Annotated in this window: 18 protein-coding genes; 8 read left to right on the forward strand and 10 right to left on the reverse strand. The window is 74.7% G+C overall.

Features of this window, described 5'->3' with window-relative positions; all coding sequences use genetic code 11:
- Nucleotides 1-30: 30 nt before the first annotated feature.
- The 7 genes from BIV57_RS16430 to miaA all read right to left on the reverse strand — a co-directional run bounded on the left by BIV57_RS16430 (nucleotide 31) and on the right by miaA (nucleotide 9,619).
- A complete protein-coding gene (locus BIV57_RS16430; RefSeq protein WP_071657575.1) occupies nucleotides 31-1,491 on the reverse strand; it encodes a pyridoxal phosphate-dependent decarboxylase family protein in 1,461 nt (486 codons plus the stop codon).
- A gap of 54 nt (nucleotides 1,492-1,545) precedes the next feature.
- Entirely contained in the window at nucleotides 1,546-2,982 is a 1,437-nt protein-coding gene (locus BIV57_RS16435) for a diaminobutyrate--2-oxoglutarate transaminase family protein (RefSeq protein ID WP_175548778.1), read from the reverse strand.
- Nucleotides 2,983-3,225: 243 nt separating this feature from the next.
- On the reverse strand, nucleotides 3,226-4,749 hold the full coding sequence (gene hflX, locus BIV57_RS16440) for a GTPase HflX (RefSeq protein WP_071657576.1): 1,524 nt from the start codon (nucleotides 4,747-4,749) through the stop codon (nucleotides 3,226-3,228).
- Between the two features lie 89 nt (nucleotides 4,750-4,838).
- Nucleotides 4,839-6,983 carry a RelA/SpoT family protein gene (locus tag BIV57_RS16445; protein ID WP_245797726.1) on the reverse strand — a complete coding sequence of 715 codons (2,145 nt, stop codon included), beginning with the start codon at nucleotides 6,981-6,983 and terminating at the stop codon, nucleotides 4,839-4,841.
- Nucleotides 6,984-7,113: 130 nt separating this feature from the next.
- Entirely contained in the window at nucleotides 7,114-7,986 is an 873-nt protein-coding gene (gene dapF / locus BIV57_RS16450; RefSeq protein ID WP_071657577.1) for a diaminopimelate epimerase, read from the reverse strand.
- A gap of 19 nt (nucleotides 7,987-8,005) precedes the next feature.
- Complete coding sequence (locus tag BIV57_RS16455; protein ID WP_071657578.1) at nucleotides 8,006-8,431, reverse strand: hypothetical protein; 426 nt, start codon at nucleotides 8,429-8,431, stop codon at nucleotides 8,006-8,008.
- Between the two features lie 282 nt (nucleotides 8,432-8,713).
- Complete coding sequence (miaA, locus tag BIV57_RS16460; RefSeq protein WP_071657594.1) at nucleotides 8,714-9,619, reverse strand: tRNA (adenosine(37)-N6)-dimethylallyltransferase MiaA; 906 nt, start codon at nucleotides 9,617-9,619, stop codon at nucleotides 8,714-8,716.
- 281 nt (nucleotides 9,620-9,900) lie between these two features.
- Here miaA and BIV57_RS24640 point away from each other — a divergent pair, with 281 nt between their 5' ends.
- Both BIV57_RS24640 and BIV57_RS16470 read left to right on the forward strand, forming a co-directional pair.
- A complete protein-coding gene (locus BIV57_RS24640; protein ID WP_071657579.1) occupies nucleotides 9,901-10,323 on the forward strand; it encodes a hypothetical protein in 423 nt (140 codons plus the stop codon).
- On the forward strand, nucleotides 10,324-10,527 hold the full coding sequence (locus BIV57_RS16470) for an antitoxin (RefSeq protein ID WP_071657580.1): 204 nt from the start codon (nucleotides 10,324-10,326) through the stop codon (nucleotides 10,525-10,527).
- A 63-nt stretch (nucleotides 10,528-10,590) separates the two neighbouring features.
- On the opposite strand, the gene miaB is transcribed toward BIV57_RS16470, so the two are convergent.
- Complete coding sequence (miaB, locus tag BIV57_RS16475; RefSeq protein WP_265736997.1) at nucleotides 10,591-12,093, reverse strand: tRNA (N6-isopentenyl adenosine(37)-C2)-methylthiotransferase MiaB; 1,503 nt, start codon at nucleotides 12,091-12,093, stop codon at nucleotides 10,591-10,593.
- Between the two features lie 59 nt (nucleotides 12,094-12,152).
- Between miaB and BIV57_RS16480 the strand changes: the two genes are divergently transcribed.
- Nucleotides 12,153-13,121 carry a TAXI family TRAP transporter solute-binding subunit gene (locus tag BIV57_RS16480; protein WP_071657582.1) on the forward strand — a complete coding sequence of 323 codons (969 nt, stop codon included), beginning with the start codon at nucleotides 12,153-12,155 and terminating at the stop codon, nucleotides 13,119-13,121.
- A gap of 129 nt (nucleotides 13,122-13,250) precedes the next feature.
- The gene (locus tag BIV57_RS16485) at nucleotides 13,251-15,299 is read left to right on the forward strand and encodes a bifunctional serine/threonine-protein kinase/glutamate ABC transporter substrate-binding protein (RefSeq protein ID WP_071657583.1); all 2,049 of its coding nucleotides are present in this window, start codon (nucleotides 13,251-13,253) and stop codon (nucleotides 15,297-15,299) included.
- Here BIV57_RS16485 and BIV57_RS16490 read toward each other — a convergent pair.
- A complete protein-coding gene (locus BIV57_RS16490; RefSeq protein WP_071657584.1) occupies nucleotides 15,238-16,701 on the reverse strand; it encodes a sensor histidine kinase in 1,464 nt (487 codons plus the stop codon). The genes BIV57_RS16485 and BIV57_RS16490 overlap by 62 nt on opposite strands.
- Nucleotides 16,702-16,796: 95 nt before the next feature.
- The gene (locus BIV57_RS16495) at nucleotides 16,797-17,540 is read right to left on the reverse strand and encodes a response regulator transcription factor (protein ID WP_071657585.1); all 744 of its coding nucleotides are present in this window, start codon (nucleotides 17,538-17,540) and stop codon (nucleotides 16,797-16,799) included.
- A gap of 178 nt (nucleotides 17,541-17,718) precedes the next feature.
- Here BIV57_RS16495 and BIV57_RS16500 point away from each other — a divergent pair, with 178 nt between their 5' ends.
- The 4 genes from BIV57_RS16500 to BIV57_RS16515 all read left to right on the forward strand — a co-directional run bounded on the left by BIV57_RS16500 (nucleotide 17,719) and on the right by BIV57_RS16515 (nucleotide 21,088).
- Nucleotides 17,719-18,462 carry an amino acid ABC transporter ATP-binding protein gene (locus tag BIV57_RS16500; protein ID WP_071657586.1) on the forward strand — a complete coding sequence of 248 codons (744 nt, stop codon included), beginning with the start codon at nucleotides 17,719-17,721 and terminating at the stop codon, nucleotides 18,460-18,462.
- A gap of 117 nt (nucleotides 18,463-18,579) precedes the next feature.
- Nucleotides 18,580-19,530, forward strand: a complete 951-nt coding sequence (locus BIV57_RS16505) for a glutamate ABC transporter substrate-binding protein (protein ID WP_071657587.1) — start codon at nucleotides 18,580-18,582, stop codon at nucleotides 19,528-19,530.
- 56 nt (nucleotides 19,531-19,586) lie between these two features.
- Complete coding sequence (locus tag BIV57_RS16510) at nucleotides 19,587-20,243, forward strand: amino acid ABC transporter permease (protein WP_071657588.1); 657 nt, start codon at nucleotides 19,587-19,589, stop codon at nucleotides 20,241-20,243.
- The gene (locus BIV57_RS16515; protein WP_071657589.1) at nucleotides 20,240-21,088 is read left to right on the forward strand and encodes an amino acid ABC transporter permease; all 849 of its coding nucleotides are present in this window, start codon (nucleotides 20,240-20,242) and stop codon (nucleotides 21,086-21,088) included. The genes BIV57_RS16510 and BIV57_RS16515 overlap by 4 nt, the downstream gene beginning before the upstream one ends.
- Nucleotides 21,089-21,123: the final 35 nt, after the last annotated feature.

Below are 21,123 nucleotides of genomic sequence, written 5' to 3' on the forward strand. Positions count from 1 at the left end.
GGGGAGACGGGCGGGCGGGTCGACCGGGCGTCAGGCGGTGCCGGCGGTGGCGGGCACCACCTCGGCGGCGGCCTCCCGGCCCGCGGCGGCGACGGCGTCGACGAGCGCGTCCAGCCGCTCCTCGGTGGTGTGCGGGTTGAGCAGGGTGAGCTTGAGCCGAATGGCCCCGGGCCCGGGGCCCAGCTCGGTGCGGCCGACGACGGCCCGGCCGGCGGCGAGCAGCGCACGGCGGGCGCGGGCGTTGGCCTCATCGGTGGCGGACGCGTCCAGACGGGGGTCGGTGCAGCGGAAGACGACGGTGGTGAGGACGGGTTCGGCGGTGAGTTCCAGGCCGGGGGTGGCGGCGATCCGGGCGGCGGCGTGCCGGGCGAGGTCGTGGCAGCGGTCGACGAGCCGGCCGAGGCCGTCGCGGCCCAGGGCGCGCAGCGTGACGGCGAGCTTGAACGCGTCGGCGCGCCGAGTGGTGCGCAGCGAGCGGCCGAGCGGGCTGAGGTAGCCCTCGTCCTCGTCGTCCTGGGCGTTGAGGTAGGCGACGCGCGCCTCCAGCGGGTCGAAGCGGGCCGCGTCGCGGGCGAGGAAGACCCCGGCGGGGACCGGCTGCCAGCCGAGCTTGTGCAGGTCGAGGGCGATGGTGTCGGCGAGCGGAAGGCCGTCGAGGAGGGGGCGGAGCCGCTCGGAGAAGAGCGCGCCGCCGCCGTAGGCGGCGTCCACGTGGAGGGATGCGCCGTGCGCGTGGGCGGTCTCGGCGAGGGCCCGCAGCGGGTCGACGGCGCCGAGGTCGGTGGTGCCGGCGGTGGCGACCACCACGGAGGGGCCGGCGCCCTCGCCGGCGGGGGTGCGGGCGCGGTGCGCGCGGAGCGCGGCGTGCAGCGCGGCCGGGTCCATCCGGTGGCGGTCGTCGGTGGGGACGAGATGCACGGCGGCGGGCGGCAGGCCGAGGAGGGAGGCGTTGCGGGCCACCGAGAAGTGCGCGGCGGTGGAGGCGAACACCGCGGTGCGGGTGGCGCGGTGGTGGTCGGGCGCGGAGTCGCGGGCGAGCAGCAGGCCCATCAGGTTGGACTCGGTGCCGCCGGTGGTGAGCACGCCGGCCGCGCGCGGGCCGTAGCCGACCAGCCCGGCGAGGCTGCGCAGCACGTCGTTCTCGATCTCGATGGCGGCGGGTGCCTGGTCCCAGGAGTCGAGGGAGGCGTTGACGGCGGAGGCGGCGAGGTCGGCGGCGACGGCCACGGCGAGCGGGGGGCAGTGCAGATGGGCGGCGCAGTCGGGGTGCAGGGGGTCGACGCTGTGGGCGGCGAGGGCGGTGGTGAGGGTGCGCAGCGGGTCGGCGCCGCCGGTGTCGGCGAGGACGCGGCCGAGGGCTTCGGCGACGGCGGCGGGGCCGCCGGCGGGGAGGGGGCCGTTGCGCGTCGCCGCGCCGGCCGCGAGGGCGTCGAGGACGGTGCCGAGGTGCGGTGCGAGGGCCGCTGGCGCGGCCAGGTCGTCGGTGGACACGACGGAGGTTCTCCTAGTGGTGCGGATTCGCGGGTGTGGACGTCGTCCGGCTCCTCACGGAGCCGCCCCTTCGCCCCGGCCCCCGCCCGGGACGGGCACAGCACGGACGCCGCGGGCGACCGCTTGGACGGCGTCGGCGAGGCGGTCGAGGACGGCCTCGCACTGGGTGTCGGTCATGGTGAGCGGCGGGAGCAGCCGGGCGACGGCGCCGTGCCGGCCGCCCGTCTCGAGGATCAACCCGCGCTCCAGGCAGGCGCGTTGCACCGCGGCGGCGGTCTCCGGGGCGGCGGGGAGTGCGCCGGACGGGCCGGCCTCGCCCTCCGGGTCGACGAACTCGATGCCGAGCATCAGCCCGCGCCCGCGGACGTCCCCGACGCAGGGGAAGCGCCGCTCGAGCTCGCGCAGCCGGCCCAGCATCCGCTCGCCCAGCTCGGCGGCCCGGCTCGGCAGCCGCTCCTCGCGGACGATGCGCAGGGTGGCGGCGCCGGCGGCCATGGCGAGCTGGTTGCCGCGGAAGGTGCCGGCGTGCGCGCCGGGCCGCCAGACGTCCAGCCCGGCGCGGTAGACGACGACGGCGAGCGGCAGGCTGCCGCCGATCGCCTTGGAGAGCACCATCACGTCGGGCGTGATGCCGGCGTGCTCCACGGCCCAGTAGGCGCCGGTGCGGCCGACACCGGTCTGCACCTCGTCGACGACCAGCGGGATGCCGCGGGCGGCGGTGATCTCCCGCATCCGGCGGAGCCAGCCGTCGGGCGCGGGGACGGCGCCGCCCTCGCCCTGGACGGGCTCCAGGAGCATCGCGGCGGGCGGCAGCACGCCGCCCTTGGGGTCGTCGAGGAGCGACTCGGCGAGCCGGGCGCCCAGTTCGGCGCCGCGCTCGCCGCCGATCCCGAAGGGGCAGCGGTAGTCGTAGGGGAAGGGCAGCCGGACGGCGGCCGCGGCGGCGTCCTCGACGGGCTCGCGGACGGCGACGTCGCCGCTGGCGCCGAGCGCCCCGGCGGTGTGGCCGTGGTAGGCGCCGGTGAAGGCGAGGACGCCGCGCCGGCCGGTGGCGGTGCGGGCCAGCTTGAGGGCGGCCTCGACGGCGTCGGTGCCGGCCGGGCCGCAGAACTGCACCTTGCAGTCGGCGGCGAGCGCGGGGGGCAGCACCTCGAAGAGGGCGTCGGTGAAGGCGTCCTTGGCGGGGGTGGCGAGGTCGAGGGCGTGCAGCGGGGCGCCGGAGTCGAGGACGGCGCGGATCGCCGCGATGACGGCGGGATGGTTGTGGCCCAGGGCGAGGGTGCCGGCGCCGGAGAGGCAGTCGAGGTAGCGGCGGCCGTCGGCGGCCTCCACCGTCATGCCGCGGGCGCGGACGGGGACGACCGGCAGCGCCCGGGGGTAGGTGCGCGCGGCCGATTCGCGGGCCGCCTGGCGGCGCAGGATCGCTCCCGCGGAGCCGTCCCCCGCGGCTGCGGCGGGCGGGGCCTCGGGGGCGGTCGTCGGAGTGGGCACCACCGGGTGGACACCTCCAGTGCGGGGCGGTGCCCGCCGGGTGTCCGGCGCGGCCCGCCGACGATTCGGCTCAACCAACTAAGGTAAGCCTAAGCAAAATTGACGGCCCGTCGGCAAGCGGATTGGGGTGGATTCACCACTTCGTGTGGTTTGCGGCGGTCGACCCCCGTACGCACAGACAAAGGTGCCCCCGACCGGTCCGAGACCGGTCGAGGGCACCCTCGGTCAGCAGTGCGGGCGGCGTCAGGCGTCGGTCGCGCCCGCCGCGCCCACCGCGTGGAACGGCTCCAGCTCCGCCGCCAGCGCCGGCGAGACCAGCGCGTGCAGCAGCGTGCCGTGCGCGGTGTGCTCCTCGGCGGCGAGCAGCTCGCCCTCCGCGTGCACCCGCGCCACCAGCGAACCGCGGTCGTAGGGCACCAGGGCGTGCACCTCCACCTCGGGCCGCGGCAGCTCCGCGTCGATGATGGCGAGCAGCTTGTCGATGCCCTCGCCGGTGCGCGCGGAGACCGCGATGGCGTGCTTCTCCTGGCGCAGCAGCCGCTGCACGACCAGCGGATCGGCCGCGTCCGCCTTGTTGACCACCACGATCTCGGGCACCTTGCCGGCCCCGACCTCGCCGATGACCTGGCGCACCGAGGCGAGCTGCGACTCCGGGTCGGGGTGCGCGCCGTCGACCACGTGCAGGATCAGGTCGGAGTCGCCGACCTCCTCCATGGTGGAGCGGAACGCCTCGACCAGGTGGTGCGGCAGGTGCCGGACGAAGCCGACGGTGTCCGCCAGGGTGTAGGCGCGGCCGGTCGGCGTCTGCGCCCGCCGGACCGTCGGGTCCAGGGTGGCGAAGAGCGCGTTCTCGACCAGCACCCCGGCCCCGGTGAGCCGGTTGAGCAGCGAGGACTTGCCGGCGTTGGTGTAGCCGGCGATCGCCACCGACGGCACCTGGCCGCGGCGCCGCTCCTGGCGCTTGGTGTCGCGGCCCTTCTTCATGTCCGCGATCTCCCGGCGCAGCTTCGCCATCTTCTCGCGGATCCGCCGCCGGTCCAGCTCGATCTTCGTCTCGCCGGGGCCGCGGGTGGCCATGCCGCCGCCGGACGCGCCCGCGCCGCCGCCGCCCATCTGCCGGGAGAGCGACTGGCCCCAGCCGCGCAGCCTCGGCAGCATGTACTGCATCTGAGCCAGCGACACCTGCGCCTTGCCCTCGCGGGACTTGGCGTGCTGGGCGAAGATGTCGAGGATCAGGGCGGTGCGGTCGACCACCTTGACCTTGACGACGTCCTCGAGGTGGATCAGCTGGGCCGGGCTCAGCTCGCCGTCGCAGACCACCGTGTCGGCACCGGTGGACTGGACGATCTCGCGGAGCTCCAGGGCCTTGCCGGAGCCGATGTAGGTGGCCGGGTCGGGCTGGTCGCGGCGCTGGTAGACGCCGTCGAGCACCTCGGAGCCGGCGGTCTCGGCGAGCGCGGCGAGCTCGGCCATCGAGTTCTCGGCGTCCTCGAGGGTGCCCTCGGTCCACACCCCGACGAGGACGACGCGCTCCAGGCGCAGCTGCCGGTACTCGACCTCGGTGACGTCCGCCAGCTCGGTCGAGAGCCCGGCCACGCGGCGGAGCGCGGCGCGCTCGGTGCGGTCGAACTGCTCGCCGTCGCGATCGGTGTCGGCCTCGTAGAGCCGCTCCGCCTGCTCCCTCTCCATGAGGGCCTCGGCGCGGCGGCGAACTGCCTCTCGCTCGGCGGCGCTCTGCGTGTCGGAACGGTTCTCGGAAGAGGTCATAAATCCTTCGCAGGGAGTGAAAAGCCTTGATCGGACAGGGTGCGGGGGCTCCCCCGCACTATCGATGATCGCACGCCGTGGCGCCCGCGTCACTCGCCTTTCCGTCGTGCCCCGGCGGCCGCTCCGGCCGCCCTGCGGACCTCGTAGACGCCCGCCACCTGGCGCAGCGAACGCAGCAGTGCGGGCAGTTCGTCGACCCGGTGCAGTTGCAGCGTGTAGGTGTGCCGGGTGCGCAGCTGCTCGGGCGGCGCGGCGTCCGCGGCGACCAGGCCGACGCCGGGCCGGCAGATCACCTCGGCGAGGTCGGCGAGCAGCCGGGGGCGGCTGAGCGCCTCGATGTTCACGGTGAGCAGGAAGCCGTGCGCGCCGCCCTCGGCCGAGGCCTCCCACTCGGCGGCCACCGGGGCGCGGCCCGCCCTGCGCATCCGGTCCTCCTCGGGGCAGCCGGAGCGGTGCACCGCCACCGCGTTGCCGCGGATCGGGAAGCCGGTGAGGGCGTCCGGCGGGACGGGGGTGCAGCAGCGCGCCAACCGCGGCCGGGCGCCGGGGTGTTCGGGCACCGCGACGGGCGGCCGGCGGCGGGCCGGGCGGGCGACCGGCCGCGCCGGGGCGGCGGAGCCGCGGGAGGCGCCGGTGGCGGTGGCCCCGGAGGGCGCGGCGGGCGGCGGGCCGCCCTCGCCGCGCGCCACCACCGAGGTGTCGAGCCCGGGGAAGGGGTCGGCCGGATCGTCGGCGGGATGCGTCGCGAGCCAGCGCTCGATGGCGATCCGGGCCAGCGGGGTGCGGGCGCAGGAGAGCCACTCGGGCACCGGCCCGGTGGGCTCGCCGGGCTCGGTGAGCACCTCGATGACGTCGCCGTCGCGCAGCTCGGCGGAGAGGCCGACGAGCACCCCGTCGCGCAGCATGCCCAGGCAGCGGTGGCCGGTCTCCTCGCCCAGCGCGTAGGCGGCGTCCACGCAGGAGGCGCCGGGCAGCAGCGCCACGCTGCGGCCGTCGGCGGTGTAGACGGTGATGTCGCCGTCGCCGGACATCTCGGCGGTGAGCGAGGACCAGAAGGTGTCCGGGTCGGGGGTGGCGGCCTGCCAGTCGAGGAGGCGGTCCAGCCACTCGGCGCGCGGCGCGTTGCCGAGCTCCACCACCCCGTGGTCGGCGACCCGGTGCATCTCCCGGGAGCGGATCAGCGTCTCGACGACGCCCTCGTCGGCGGCGAGCGTGGTGTGCAGGGCCCGGTAGAGGTTGAACTTGGGGGCGGCGACGAAGTCCCGGAAGGCGCCGCTGACCGGGCGCCAGGCGTTGTGCAGCGCGCCGAGCGCGTGGTAGCAGCCGGCGGTGTCGTCCACCAGCACCAGCAGCCGGCCGAAGTCCCAGTCGGAGAGCGGCGCGTGGCCGCGCTGCAGCCGCAGGCGGTGCAGCGAGACGGCGTGCCGGCGCTCGGCGGCCACCTCGGCGGGGATCCGGGCGGCGCGCAGCTCGCGGCGCAGCTCGCCGGCGAGTTCGGCGAGGGCCTCGTCGGCGGCGGCGCCGCGGGCGGCGATCAGGTCGTGGGTGTCGGCGAACTCCTCCGGGTGCAGGGTGGCGAAGACGATGTCCTCCAGCTCGGTCTTGACCACCTGGATGCCGAGGCGGTCGGCGAGCGGGATGAGGACGTCGCGCGTCACGCCCGCGATCCGGACCTGGCTGCTGCGCTTCATGTGCCGGATGGTGCGCATGTTGTGCAGCCGGTCGGCGAGTTTGATCACCATCACCCGGACGTCGTCGCCGGTGGCGACGAGCATCTTGCGGAACGTCTCGGGCTCGGCGGCGGCGCCGTAGTCGACCTTCTCCAGCTTGGTGACGCCGTCGACGAGGTAGGCCACCTCGGGGCCGAACCGCTCGGCGACCTGGTCGAGCGTCACCTCGGTGTCCTCGACGGTGTCGTGCAGCAGCGCGGCCGTCAGCGTCGTCGTCTCGGCGCCGAGCTCGGCGAGGATCAGGGTGACGGCGAGCGGGTGGGTGATGAACGGCTCGCCGCTCTTGCGGAATTGGCCCCGGTGCGAGGCCTCGGCGAGCCGGTAGGCGTCGGCGAGCGGCGCCAGCGGCGCGCGGGGGTGCCGCGCGCGGTGCGCCTGGACGATGGGGCCCAGCGCGTCCGCGTTCGCCTCGCGGCCTGCGGACAGGAGGCCCGCGGCTGCGGCCATGCCGAGGCGGACGGGACCTCGGCGGGCGCCGCCGCCGGCGTCGATTCGGCTCGCCATGGCCACCTCCCGGTCGACAGTGTGCCCAGGAGATCACGCGCCCGCGCCGCAGGATCGGCGATTGGCTGGGAACGCCACCCGATCGGGGGGTTTACGGCGCGTCGGCGCCACACGGGCCGCCGGCGGGAGCTCAGCCCTGCCGGACCAGCGTCGTGGTGCCGGCGGCGACGATGACGGCGGGGCCGGTCATCTCGATCTGGCCGTCGGGGTGTTCGGTGATCTCCAGGGTGCCGCCCGGCATGTCCACCCGGTAGGTGGCCGGCAGGCCCTCGGGGCCGAGGCCGTCCCGGCGCGCCGCGGCGACCATCACCGCGCAGGCGCCGGTGCCGCAGGCCCGGGTCTCGCCGGAGCCGCGCTCGTGGACGCGCACCGCCACATGGCGCGGGCCGCGGTCGGCGACGAACTCCACGTTGACGCCCTCGGGGTAGGCGTCCGCCGGGCTCACCGAGGGGGCGTCCAGCAGGTGCCCGGCCTGCGCCAGGTCGTCGACGAAGGCCACCGCGTGCGGGTTGCCCATGTCGATCTTGCGGGCCGGCCAGCGGCGGTCGCCGACGGCGACCTCGATGCCGGTGGAGTCGGGGAGTTCGGCGCGCCCCATGAAGACGGTGAGCCGCCCGTCGGCCTCCAGCCGGACGCGGCGCAGCCCGGCGCGGGTGGCCACCGGGATCGTGCCGTCCCCGCCCGGCTCGGCGAGGCCGGCCTCCAGCAGGTGGCGGACGAAGACCCGCACGCCGTTGCCGCACATCTCGGCGACCGAGCCGTCGGAGTTGCGGTAGTCCATGAACCACTCGGCGTCGGCCGCGAGATGGGCCGCCTCCGGGTTCTTGGCGGAGCGGACGGCGTGCAGCACGCCGTCGCCGCCGATCCCGGCGTAGCGGTCGCAGAGCAGGCGGACGTGCTCGGGGGCGAGCTCGATGGCGCCGTCCGGGTCGGGCACGATCACGAAGTCGTTCTCGGCGCCGTGGCCCTTGAGGAACGGAAGGCCGGTGCTGGAGTCGTTCACACGGCCGATGGTAGTCAATTCAGGTGGTCAGCGAGACGAGCCGGAGCACGGCGAGCGCGATCACCGCGGCGAGGCCGGCGCCGTAGCCGAAGAGGGCGCGGCGGCCGAAGCGGGCGGCGCGCGTCGCGGTGCCGCCGGGGCCGCCCTCGCTGCGCCGCGGCAGGCCGGGCCAGGAGTGGCCGGCGCGGTAGGAGGCGACGACGCCCCAGACCGCGGCGCCGCCGGTGATCACCAGGCCGCTGACGGCGACCAGCAGATCGGAGGAACCGCCGTTGAAGGCGAGCGGGAAGGCGAACATCAGGGAGCCCAGCACCGCCACGGCCACGATGGGCGCCAGGTGCCAGATGCTCAGCCGCCGCCTGGGCCGCAGTTCGCGGAAGGCGTGCGGGGGCGTCAGGGGCTCCTCGTCGTCCACCTGCGGCTCCGAGTGCGGGCCCGCTTCCATGGTCACGCGGCTCCCTTGCGGGGTCTGCCGGCCACGGGGTCGGTTCGGGTCTCGACGGCGGTGCTCACGAGACCTCCCTCTGACGACGACTGGCGTCCGCGTGTGCGGTTCTTCAAAAGGTGCGCGGCCCGGCCGGACCCCGCCCTTTTCCTCGCTCGATAATGGCACGCGAAAAGGCTGCCGAGCGCCCTGTCAAGCCCCCTGTGGCCATCACGTGATCAGGTCGTGACCGCGCATGCGGGGCGGGGTGCGACGGGTTTTCGCCGGTGAGCGCAGGCGCCGTCAGGCGCGCACCACCGCAAGGGATCGAGCGAGCAGCGCACCCGGTGACGCGGGGGTGTCCAGCCAGTGGACGCGGGGGTCGCGGCGGAACCACGACTCCTGCCGGCGGGCGAACTTCCTTGTGGCGCGCGCGGTCTCGGCGCGGGCCGCCGCCTCGCCGCCGGGCCCGGGGGCGTCGCCGGCGAGCCACTCCAGCACCTGCTGGTAGCCCAGCGCCCTGGAGGCGGTGAGCCCGTCCCGCAGCCGGTGGCGCTCGGCGAGCTCCCGCACCTCGTCCACCAGCCCGGCCTCCCACATCCGGTCGACCCGCAGATCGATGCGGGCGTCGAGGTCGGCACGGGGCATCCGCAGCCCCAACTGGACGACGGTGTCGTAGTGGTAGGTGTGCTCGGGCAGGCGCGCGGTGAACGGCTGCCCGGTGATCTCGATCACCTCGAGGGCGCGGACGATGCGGCGGCCGTTGCTCGGCAGGATCGCCGCGGCGGCCGCCGGGTCGGCGGCGGCGAGCCGGGCGTGCAGCGGGCCGGTGCCCGTCTTCGCCAGCTCCGCCTCCAGCCGGGCGCGCACCCGCGGATCGGTGCCGGGGAAGTCCATCGCGTCCAGCGCGGCCCGCACATAGAGCCCGGAGCCGCCGACGAGCACCGGCACCCGGCCGGCGGCCCGCAGCCGGTCGATCTCGGCGCGGGCCAGCCGCTGGTACTCGGCGACGGCGGCCGGCTCGGTGACGTCCCAGATGTCCAGCAGGTGGTGCGGCACCCCGCGGCGCTCCTCCGGCGTCAGCTTGGCGGTGCCGATGTCCATCCCCCGGTAGAGCTGCATGGAGTCGGCGTTGACGACTTCGCCGCCCAGCTCCAGGGCGAGGGCGACGCCCAGGTCGGACTTGCCGACGGCGGTCGGCCCGACCACCGCGACGACGGGTGGCCTGCGGGTGTCCGGGCTCGCGGGGGCCTCGGAGGGGTGCCCGGCGGGGGCGGTGGGGCTGGTGCTCACCGGGCCAGTCTCGCAAACAGGGCCCGAACAGGTGACGTGACGTGTGCCGCCGACGGTCGTTCAGCCGATGAGGGTCCGTGTCCGCGCGACACGGGCCGCCGGCGTGTCGCCGCGGCTCCGCCGAGCCGCCGGCCCGCGGGCGCAACTGGCCATTGAGCAGGCAATACAGCCGGCTGACGATCGGGAGTACACAGCAAATGGGCGTTTTCACCTGGTTCAGGCGCAGGTCGACGGCGACGACGGTGCCGGCCCCCGCGGAGGCCCCGGCGGAGGAGCGCGCCGTCGATGCGGCGGACGGATCCGTCACGGAGACCGCGCCGGAGGCGGCCCCCGCGGAGGTCCCCTCGCCGCGCAGCGAGGCCGACCCGGAGCAGGAGGCGGCCGCCGCGGCCGCCCTCGCCGAGGAGGGCCCGGACGAGGAGGGCACCGACGAGGAGGCCCCGGAGGCGGCGGCCGCGGCGACGGCCGAGCCGTCCGCCGAGCCCGCTGCGGATGCGGGCGCCGCGGCCGGGCTCGACGATGAACAGCAGAGCCAGGACGCCGCGGAGGAGGGCGACGGGTCGGACGGCCCGGCACCCGCGGCGGCGTCCGCCGAGGAGAAGAAGGGCAGTGAGGCCTGAATGGGCATCATGGACAACCTGCGGAAACTGGCCGGCAAGAACCCCGAGCAGGTGAACAAGGGCATCGACAAGGCCGGTGACATGGCCGACGAGAAGACCGGCGGCAAGTACTCGGACCAGATCGACACCGGCGCCCAGAAGGCGAAGGAGGCGCTGGGCACCGACCAGGGCGGTGCGCAGGACGGGGACGACGCCAAGTCCTGACCCCGCCCCCGCGGTCCGGCGCCCGCCGCCGGCGGCTGCGGCTCCGCCCCGTCCGACGCGCCGTCAGCAGGCGCAGGCCGGGCCGGAGCCGGCCGGCTCGGCGGGCGCCGGCGGGGCGCCCACCGTGGGCAGCCCCAGCATGACGCCCTTGGCCGCGGCCGGGGCGGCGTTGCGGGCCTCCCAGGCGTCGCCGGCGCGGGTGCGCCGGACGCCCAGCACGGGCCCCTCGGCGAGCAGGTGGTGCGGGGCGGCGTAGGAGACCTTCACGGTCACCATGTCGCCGGGGCGCACCTCCTGGTCGGGCCGGTCGAAGTGGACCAGCCGCATGTCGGGGGCGCGGCCGGACAGGCGCGCGGTGCGGTCGTCCTTGCGGCCCTCGCCCTCGGCGACCAGCAGCGTGAGCTCCCGCCCGACCTGCTTCTTGTTCTCCGCCCAGGAGATCTCCTCCTGGACGGCGATGAGCCGGTCGTAGCGCTCCTGGACGACGGCCTTGGGCAGCTGGCCGTCCATCTCGGCGGCCGGGGTGCCGGGCCGCTTGGAGTACTGGAAGGTGAAGGCCTGGTTGAAGCGGGCCTCCCGCACGGTGTGCAGGGTCTGCTCGAAGTCGGCCTCGGTCTCGCCGGGGAAGCCGACGATGATGTCGGTGGAGATGGCGGCGTCCGGCATCGCGGCCCGCACCTTCTCGATGATCCCGAGGTAGCGGTCCTGCCGGTAGCTGCGGCGCATGGCGCGCAGCACCGCGTCGGAGCCGGACTGCAGCGGCATGTGCAGCTGCGGCATCACGTTCGGCGTCTCGGCCATCGCGGCGATCACGTCGTCGGTGAAGTCGCGGGGGTGCGGGGAGGTGAAGCGCACCCGCTCCAGGCCCTCGATCTGCCCGCAGGCGCGCAGCAGTTTGGAGAACGCCTGGCGGTCGCCGATGTCGGAGCCGTAGGCGTTGACGTTCTGGCCGAGCAGGGTGATCTCCACCACGCCCTCGGCGACCAGCGCCTCCACCTCGGCGAGGATGTCGCCGGGCCGGCGGTCCTTCTCCTTGCCGCGCAGCGCCGGGACGATGCAGAAGGTGCAGGTGTTGTTGCAGCCGACGGAGATCGACACCCAGGCCGCGTAGGCGGATTCGCGGCGGGTGGGCAGCGTGGAGGGGAAGGCCTCCAGCGACTCGGCGATCTCGACCTGCGCCTCCTGCTGGACGCGGGCCCGCTCCAGCAGCGCGGGGAGGCTGCCGATGTTGTGGGTGCCGAAGACGACGTCCACCCAGGGCGCGCGGCGCACGATGGTGTCGCGGTCCTTCTGGGCGAGGCAGCCGCCGACGGCGATCTGCATCCCGGGGTTGGCGGCCTTGCGGGGGGCGAGCTGGCCGAGATTGCCGTAGAGGCGGTTGTCGGCGTTCTCGCGGACGGCGCAGGTGTTGAAGACGACCACGTCGGCGTCCGCGCCCTCCGCGGCGCGCGTATAGCCGGCGTCCTCGAGCAGCCCGGAGAGGCGCTCGGAGTCGTGGACGTTCATCTGGCACCCGTAGGTGCGGACCTGGTAGCTCTTCACGGTGTCGCCTTCGATCGCCTGCACGCCCTCCAGGGTAGGGGGTGTTCGGGAACGGATTTCCGTCCCGGTGCCGGCTTGCGAGAATGCGACGCATGGTGCGGCTCGGACGGCGGGCGACGATGACGGGCGCGGCGGGTGCCGCGGCCGCCGCGGCGCTGGCCTGGTGGGGCCGGGGGTCGTCCGGGGACGGCTATCCGCACGGCACCGTGTCGATCGCCACGGGCCTGCCGGACGGCGTCTACCGGCGGTACGGCGCGATGCTCCAGCCGGACATCGAGAACGCGCTGCCCGGGGTCTCCGTCCGGCTGGACGGCAGCCGCGGGTCGGTGGAGAACCTGCGCCGGGTGGTGACGGGCCGCTCCGACCTCACCATCGCCACCATCGACGCCGTGGCGCTGCTGCCGGCCGCCGACCGCGCCCGGCTGCGGGCGGTGGCCCGGCTCTACGACGACTACCTGCAACTCGTCGTCCCCGCCGACTCGCCCGTCGCCTCCGCGGCCGGGCTGCGCGGCCGCCGGGTCGCCGTCGGGCCGCCCGGCTCGGGGGTGGCGCTCGCCGCCGACCGGCTGCTGCGGGTCGCCGGGCTCGACCCGCGGCGCGACGTCCACGCCCTGCCGTACGGCATCGACGAGGCGCCGTCGATGCTCGAGGACGGGGCGATCGACGCGTTCTTCTGGTCCGGCGGGCTGCCCACCACCGCGGTGACCGCGCTCTCCCGGCGGACGGCGGTGCGGCTGGTGCCGCTGGGCGACCTGGCGCCGCGGCTGCCGTCCGTCTACCGCTCGGCGACGATGCCGGCCGACTCCTACCCGGCGGTGCGCCCGCTGGCCGGCCCGGTGGCGACGGTGGCGGTGCCCAATGTGATGGCGGCCCGGGCGGACGCCGATCCGCGGCTGGTGGAGCGGATCACCCGCACGGTGATCGACAACCGGGACCAGATCGGCCGGGTGGTGCACGCCGCGCAACTCGTCGACCTGCGCACCGCGATCTACACCGCCCCGCTGCCGCTGCACGAGGGCGCGCGCCGCTATTACAGATCGGTCAAGCCTTGACGCCAGGGGCCCCCGGGGCGCCATGAAAACTCGAACACCGGGTAAGCGCCCCGGGTCTGACGGCCCGTCGAGCATGGCGCGCCAGGCGCAAAGGGCGAGTTACCGGACAACAGAGACAGCGGGGACCGGATGCGGGTGGACGGCGGCGACGACCGGGGCGGCACGGGGGGCGGTGGGGGCGGCCCCGGGGAGGCGCCCGGACCCGCGGGCCTCGTCGCCGACCGCTACGAGCTGCACGACCGCATCGGCCAGGGCGGCATGGGCGTGGTGTGGCGGGGCCACGACCGGCGGCTGAACCGGCCGGTGGCCGTCAAGGAGCTGCATCCGCGCGTCGCCGTCGACGCCGAGACCCGGGAGCGCTGGACGCTGCGGGCGCTGCGCGAGGCGGAGGCGGTCGCCCGCATCCCCGGCGAGCAGCTGGACCATGTGGTGGCCGTCTACGACGTCATCCAGGAGGGCGGCCAGGTCTGGATAGTCATGGAGCAGGTCAACCCCCGCTCCCTGGCGGACGTCCTCGCCGACCACGGCCGGCTGCCGGTGGCCGACGCGGCCCGGATGGGCCTGGAGGTGCTGCGCGGGCTGCGCGCGGTGCACGGCGCGGGCGTGCTGCACCGCGACATCAAGCCGCACAACGTGCTCTTCCGCCGCGACGGGCGGGCCGTGCTGATGGACTTCGGCATCGCCACCTTCGAGGGCGCGCAGCAGGTCACCCAGCTGCACGAGACCGTCGGCACGCCCGCCTACCTGGCGCCGGAGCTGGTGGACCGGCACCCCCCTTCGGAGGCGAGCGACCTGTGGGGGCTGGGGGTGACGCTCTACGAGATGTGCGAGGGGCGGCAGCCGTTCACCGGGGCGACGCCGTGGGACGTGCTGGAGGCGGTGCGCGAGCGCGACCCGGAGCCGCCGCGCCACGCCGGGCCGCTGACCCCGGTGATCCTGGGGCTGCTCGACAAGGACCCGGAGCGGCGGATCACCTCCGACCGGGCGCTGGAGCTGCTGCGGCACGTGGCCCGGGAGACGCCGGACGCGCTGCTGGGGACGGGCGGCAGCGGCAGCCTGGGCGGGTTCGGCCCGCCGCCGACGCCGCTGCCGGGGCCGGCCCCCGTCCCCGAACCGCGTTCGGAGGAGGGCGCGGAGGGCGCGGCGGGCGCGGCGGGCGCGCGGGGCTCCGGCCGGGACGGGCCGGCGAGACCGGCGAGACCTGCGGGGACGCATCGGCTGCGGCGGTTCGTACGCGACCCGTCGGGCACCGTCCGCCGCGCCGCCGTCCGGGCCGCGGAGGAGGGCCGGCGGCCCTGGTGGCTGCGGCGCGGCCCGGTGGCCGTGTCGATCACGCTGTGCCTGGTGCTGCTCGCCGGGCTCACCTGGGTGACGGTCCGCCAGCTGGCGCATCGGACCGGCGACCTGGAGAGCTCGTCGACGCTGCGGGCCGCGCGGGCCCGCGGGGAGCTCGTCATCGGCGTCAAGGACGACCAGCCCGGCACCGGGATGCGGGTGAACGGCAGCTACCGGGGGTTCGACATCGACCTCGCCTACTACCTGGCGGACCGACTGGGCTTCCCGAAGTCCAAGGTCCGGCTGGAGCCGGTGCGTTCGATCAGCCGCGAGCCGATGCTGGAGGCGGGCCGGCTGGACATGATCGTCGCGACCTACAGCATGACGGCCGCGCGGGAGAAGGACGTCGACTTCGCCGGCCCCTACTACGTGGCGCTGCAGGACTTCCTGGTGCCGAGGAGCGAGCCGCCGATGGTGGAGGGCCCGGCGGCGTTCTACGGCAAGACGGTCTGCACGGCGTCGGACTCCAGCTCGCTGGCGTACCTCCGGGCGAGCTTCCCGAGGATCCGGACGCGCACCTACACCACCTACGAGCCGTGCGTGCGGGACCTGCTGGCGGGCAAGGTGGCGGCGGTCTCCACGGACGACGTGATCCTCGCCGGGTACGCGCACCGCTATCCGACGCGGCTGAGGCTGGTGGGGCAGCCGGTGCACTCCGAGTACTACGGGGTGGGGATGGCGAAGGGCGACCCGTCGATGCGCTCGGCGGTGTGCCGGGCGCTCAAGTCGTACATGGCGGACGGCGGGTGGGAGCGGGCCTTCCGGCGGAACCTGGCCGATCTCATCCAGCCGACGCCGCGGCCGCCGGATCCGTGCCCTCCGGAGGGATCCGCGGAACCGTGACGGTCGCGGCGAGGCCGCCCCCGGGCGCGCGGGCGAAGTCGAGCCGGGCGCCGGCCGAGGCGAGCAGGGCGCGGGCGATGGACAGGCCCAGGCCGGAGCCGTCGGTGTTCTGATGGCGGGGGCTGCGCCAGAAGCGGTCGCCGATCCGGGCGAGCTCCTCGGGCTCCAGCCCGGGGCCGTTGTCCGTGATGGTGACGGCCAACTCGGGGCCGTGCAGGGCGAGGTCGACGTCGACCGATGCGCCGGCCCCCTGCGGCGCGGCGAACTTGACCGCGTTGTCGAGGAGGGCGTCGAGGGCGCTGCCGAGGCCGATCGGGTCGGTGTGGGCGGTGGCGGCGCGCGGGCCGGTCAGGGCGAGCCGGACGTCCTCGCGGTCGGCGAGCGGGCGCCAGGCGTCCACCCGCTCGCGCAGCAGCTCGGCGACGTCGACCAGCCCCCGCTCCGGGCGGCTGTGCTCGGCCTGGGCGAGCCCCAGCAGGTCGTCGAGGACGCGGGCGAGGCGGCGGCCCTCGCCGCGGACCCCGTCCAGCTCCTCCTCCGTCCCCGGCGGCAGCTCCAGCCCCAGCGACTCGATCCGCAGCAGCAGCGCGGCCAGCGGGTTGCGCAGCTGGTGGGAGGCGTCGGCGACGAACGCGCGCTGCTGCTCGACGGCCGCCTCCACGGCGTCCGCCATGTGGTTGAACGACCCGGCGAGGCGGCGCAGTTCGGGCGGCCCGCCGGCCGGGGCGACGCGGGAGGCCATCCGTCCGGTGGCGATGTCGTGGGCGGTCCGGTCCAGCACCCGCACCGGGCGCAGCACCCAGCCGGCGAGCCGGTGCGCCAGCAGCAGCGCCACCAGCAGCGCGGCCGACTCGCCGACGGCCAGCGGCAGCCAGCCGGCGAGGATGCGGGCGCGCAGCCGGTCGGACGGCGAGTCGGTGAGCGTCACCGCGACCACGTCGCCGTCCCGCACCACCGGGGAGGCCACCTGGATGCGGTGGCCGCCGCCCCACCACGGCCACACCTGCGGCGGGTCGTGGCTGCGGCGCCCGTCCAGCGCCTCGGCGAAGGCCTGCCGCGCCTCGGCGGGGATGCGGTAGCCGGCCGGGGCGGCGGCGAGGGCGCGGCCGCTGCGGTCGAAGACGCCCGCGCGGATGCCGTACACCTCGTGGTAGCGGGCGAGTTCGGCGCCGAGGCGGACGCGGTGCGCGCGCTCGCTCGCGGTCGCCTCGCGGGCGCCGCTGCCGGTGAGGGCGGCGCCGGCGTTCTGCGCGGTGGCGGCGAACCGGGCGGTGTCGTCGATCCGGTCGATGACCAGGTGCTGCTGCTCGGCCCGGGCCTTGCTGTCGGCGAGCGGGACGCCGAGCGCGAGCAGCACGCAGGCGATCAGCGGCAGCAGGATGGCCAGCAGCCGGGTGCGCATCGGTGTCCCCTCCCCTCGGGATCGCGCCGCGGGGTGCCGAGCCGGTTGCCGGGCGGCGGGGCGGTGGTGGTCACGCGCGCAGCTCTCCGCGCCCCTTACGGGGCGAGGCGGTAGCCGACGCCGCGGACGGTCTCGACGAGGCCGGGGACGCCGAGCTTGGCGCGCAGGCTGGCGACGTGCACCTCCAGGGTGCGGGCCGTCCCCTCCCAGCTGGTGCGCCACACCTCGGCGATGATCTGCTCGCGGCGGTAGACCACGCCGGGGCGACGGGCCAGCAGGGCGAGCAGGTCGAACTCCTTGCGGGTGAGGGCGACGGGGCCGCCGTGCACGGTGACGGCGCGGGCGGCGGTGCTGATCCCCACCGGGCCGAGGCGCAGCGGGCCCGGGGCCGCGTCCGGCGCCCGCGGGGTCCCGGCGGCCGGGCCGGCCGCCGCCGGGGCCGGTTCGTCGGCGCTGCTGCGGCGCGCCACCGCGTGGATGCGGGCCACCAGTTCGCCCAGGTCGTACGGCTTCACCAGGTAGTCGTCGGCGCCCAGGTTGAGGCCGTGGATGCGGGAGCGGATGTCGGAGCGCGCGGTGACCATGATCACCGGTACCGCGGTGCGGTCCCGGATCCGGCCGCACACCTCGAAGCCGTCCCGGTCGGGCAGCCCGAGGTCGAGGAGGACGACGTCGAACGGGGGCGCGTCGTCCGGCGATCCGTCCGCGCCGCCGGGCAGCAGCGCGTCCAGGGCGGCCTGCGCGGTGCCGGCCGGTCGGACGTCGAAACCGTGCTTCCGCAGCACCGCGGCGAGCGCGCCCGCGACGTGCTCGTCGTCCTCGACCAGCAGCAGGCGCATCGGCTTCTCCTCCCCCGCGGCTTGGTTCGTCGCTGAATTCCTTGACCCGCTCTTGGGGCGGAGTACCACTATTGCCGCACCCCTTCGTCCGGGCCGAGCCCCTACGCCGGATCGTTATCCTCAAGTTCCCCTCAGATCCGCTGCCCCGCCCTCGCGGCGCCGCCTAGGGTGCCGCCTTATGAACGACGAACCGCTGGTCGTCCTGGACGGCGTCAACAAGCACTTCGGGGCGCTCCATGTGCTCCAGGACATCGACCTGACGATCCACCGCGGCGAGGTCGTGGTGGTGATCGGCCCGTCCGGGTCCGGGAAGTCGACGCTGTGCCGGACGATCAACCGGCTGGAGACCATCGACTCCGGGAACATCACCATCGACGGCAGCCCGCTGCCCCAGGAGGGCCGGGCGCTCGCCCGGCACCGCTCCGACGTGGGCATGGTCTTCCAGTCGTTCAACCTCTTCTCCCACAAGACCGTGCTGGAGAACGTGGTGCTGGGCCAGACGCTGGTGCGCGGCACCCCGCGGGCCGAGGCCGAGAAGAAGGCCGTCGCCCTGCTGGAGCGGGTCGGCGTCGGACACCAGGCCGGCAAGCACCCGGCCCAGCTCTCCGGCGGCCAGCAGCAGCGGGTGGCGATCGCCCGCGCGCTGGCCATGGACCCCAAGGTGATGCTCTTCGACGAGCCGACCTCGGCCCTCGACCCCGAGATGATCAACGAGGTGCTGGAGGTGATGCGGCAGCTCGCCGAGGAGGGCATGACGATGGTCGTCGTCACCCACGAGATGGGCTTCGCCCGCTCCGCCGCGAACCGCGTGGTCTTCATGGCGGACGGCCGGATCGTCGAGGAGAACACCCCCGAGGCGTTCTTCACCGCGCCGCGCAGCGACCGCGCCAAGGACTTCCTGTCGAAGATCCTGCACCACTGACCCCGTACCGAATTCCCTGCGCTTCCGCAGCGTCCGGAGCCCGTCCGGACGCCGCCCGGCACTGCCCGGAATTGCTCCGAACTGCCCCGAACTGCGGACAAGTAAGGACTCGTCACCATGACCCGTACCCCGTTCCGAACCCGCACCCTCGGCGCCGCCGCGCTCGTCGCCGCCGTCGCGCTGACCGGTGCCGCCTGCGGCAAGTCGGGCGACTCCACCAACGCCGGCAGCGGCGGCGGCTCGTCGTCGTCCGCGTCCAAGGGCGGCGACACCAAGTCGTTCAGCTACAAGGTCAACACCGCCGCGGACCTCAAGGGCTCGCCGGTGTGGGCGAAGGCCAAGAAGACCGGCAAGATCACCATCGGCGTCAAGGCCGACCAGCCGGGCCTGGGCTTCCAGGACGTCGGCACCAAGAAGTACAGCGGCTTCGACATCGAGATCGCCCGGATGGTCGCCGCCGACCTCGGCTTCGCCGAGAACCAGATCAACTACAAGACGATCGACTCCGCGCAGCGCGAGGCCGCCCTCTCCGGCGGCCAGGTCGACCTCTACGTCGGCACCTACACGATCAACGACGAGCGCAAGAAGCAGGTCTCCTTCGCGGGGCCGTACTTCGTCGCCGGCCAGGACCTGCTGGTGCAGAAGTCCAACAGCGACATCACCGGCCCGACCACCGTGAAGGGCAAGAAGGTCTGCTCGGTGGAGGGCTCGACCCCGCTGCAAAACATCAGCCAGAAGAAGTACGGCGCCACCACCAGCTCCTTCGACAAGTACTCGAAGTGCGTCAACACCCTGCTCAGCGGCCAGGTCGACGCCGTCACCACCGACGACGCCATCCTGCTGGGCTACGCCGCGCAGTACCCCGACAAGCTGAAGGTGGTGGGCAAGCCCTTCACCAAGGAGCCGTACGGTGTCGGACTGAAGAAGGGCGACACGGCTCTGCAGACCGCCGTCGACAACGCCATCACCGCGCACGAGCAGAGCGGCGACTGGAAGAAGGCGTTCGAGGCGACGCTCGGCAAGTCCGGCATGACCGCCCCGCAGCCGCCGGCGATCACCGAGAAGTGACGCAGGCTGCACCGAGAACGCCGGAACGCCGCCGCGGCGCGCCCTGAAGGAGTTGCATGGACTTCCTCAACACCCTCACGGACAACACCGAGTTGTTCCGGAAGGGCTTCCTGGGCACGCTCGCCCTCACCGGGTCGAGCGCCCTGATCGCCCTGGTGCTGGGCACCCTGATGGCGGCGTTCCGGGTCTCGCCCGTGCCGGTGCTGCGGTGGATCGGCACCACCTGGGTGACGATCCTCCGCAACACCCCGCTGACGCTGCTCTTCTTCGCCTCGGTGTTCGCGGTCCCCAAGCTGGGCCTCAACCAGCTCACCTACTTCGTGCTGGCGATGGCCACGCTGGGCTTCTACACCTCGGCGTTCGTCTGCGAGGTGGTCCGCTCGGGCATCAACACGGTGCCCATCGGGCAGGCCGAGGCGGCCCGTTCGCTGGGTCTGACGTTCTCCCAGACGCTGCGGACGGTCATCCTGCCGCAGGCCGGCCGGACGGTGATCGGGCCGATCGGCTCGGTCCTGATCGCGCTGACGAAGAACTCGGCGATCGCCGGTGGCTTCAACGTCGTCGAGCTCTTCTCCACCCAGAAGACGCTGACGGAGAACGCGAATCCCCTGTTCGCGGTGTTCTTCTGGATCGCCCTCGGCTATCTGCTGATCACCCTGGTGCTCTCCGGGATCTTCCGGGGGCTGGAGAACCGTCTGGCGGTGGCACGATGAGTGCAACGGTGCTGTTCGACACGCCCGGTCCGAAGGCGCGGGCGCGCTCGAAGGCCTACACCGGGATCACCGGGCTGGCGCTGGCCGCGCTGCTCGGCTGGATCGGCTACCGCTTCTGGGTGACCGGCCAGTTCGACGCCTCGATGTGGGCCCGCTTCGAGTACACCGACGTCCAGTGGGCCATCGTCCAGGGCCTGCTGACGACGCTGAAGGTGTTCGCCATCGCCGGCGCCGCCTCGCTGGTGCTGGGCGCGGTGCTGGCGGTGGGGCGGCTCTCCGACCACGCCCCGGTGCGCTGGGTCTCCGCGGTGATCGTGGAGTTCTTCCGGGCGATGCCGCTGGTCATCATGATCTACGCGCTCTACCGCTGGCAGTTCACCGACCGCCCGATGTGGGCGCTGGTGATCGGGCTGACGCTCTACAACGGCTCGGTGCAGGCGGAGGTGATCCGGGCCGGCATCAACGCGGTGCCGCGCGGGCAGGCGGAGGCGGCGTACGCGCTGGGCCTGCGCAAGTCGCAGGTGATGCGGGTGGTGCTGGTGCCGCAGGCGGTGCGGTCCATGCTGCCGACCATCATCAGCCAGCTGGTGGTGACGCTGAAGGACACCTCGCTGGGCTACGTGATCACCTACGAGGAGCTGCTCTACGTCGGCAACCAGATCGCGGCGACCACCAACACGCCCAACGGATTCCCGTATGTGCAGGTGATGATGGTGATCGCGCCGATCTACATCGCCATGTGCCTGCTGCTGTCCTGGGCCGCCCGGGCCATCGAGCGGCGCGGCGGACGGACCACCTCCACCGGGGCGGCCCTGGCCGGCGCGGGGATGGCGGCCGGGGACTGAGCGGGCTCGGGCCGCTTCCGGCGGGCCGGCGCGGC

The organism is Mangrovactinospora gilvigrisea (assembly GCF_001879105.1).
GTDB classification, from domain to species: domain Bacteria; phylum Actinomycetota; class Actinomycetes; order Streptomycetales; family Streptomycetaceae; genus Mangrovactinospora; species Mangrovactinospora gilvigrisea.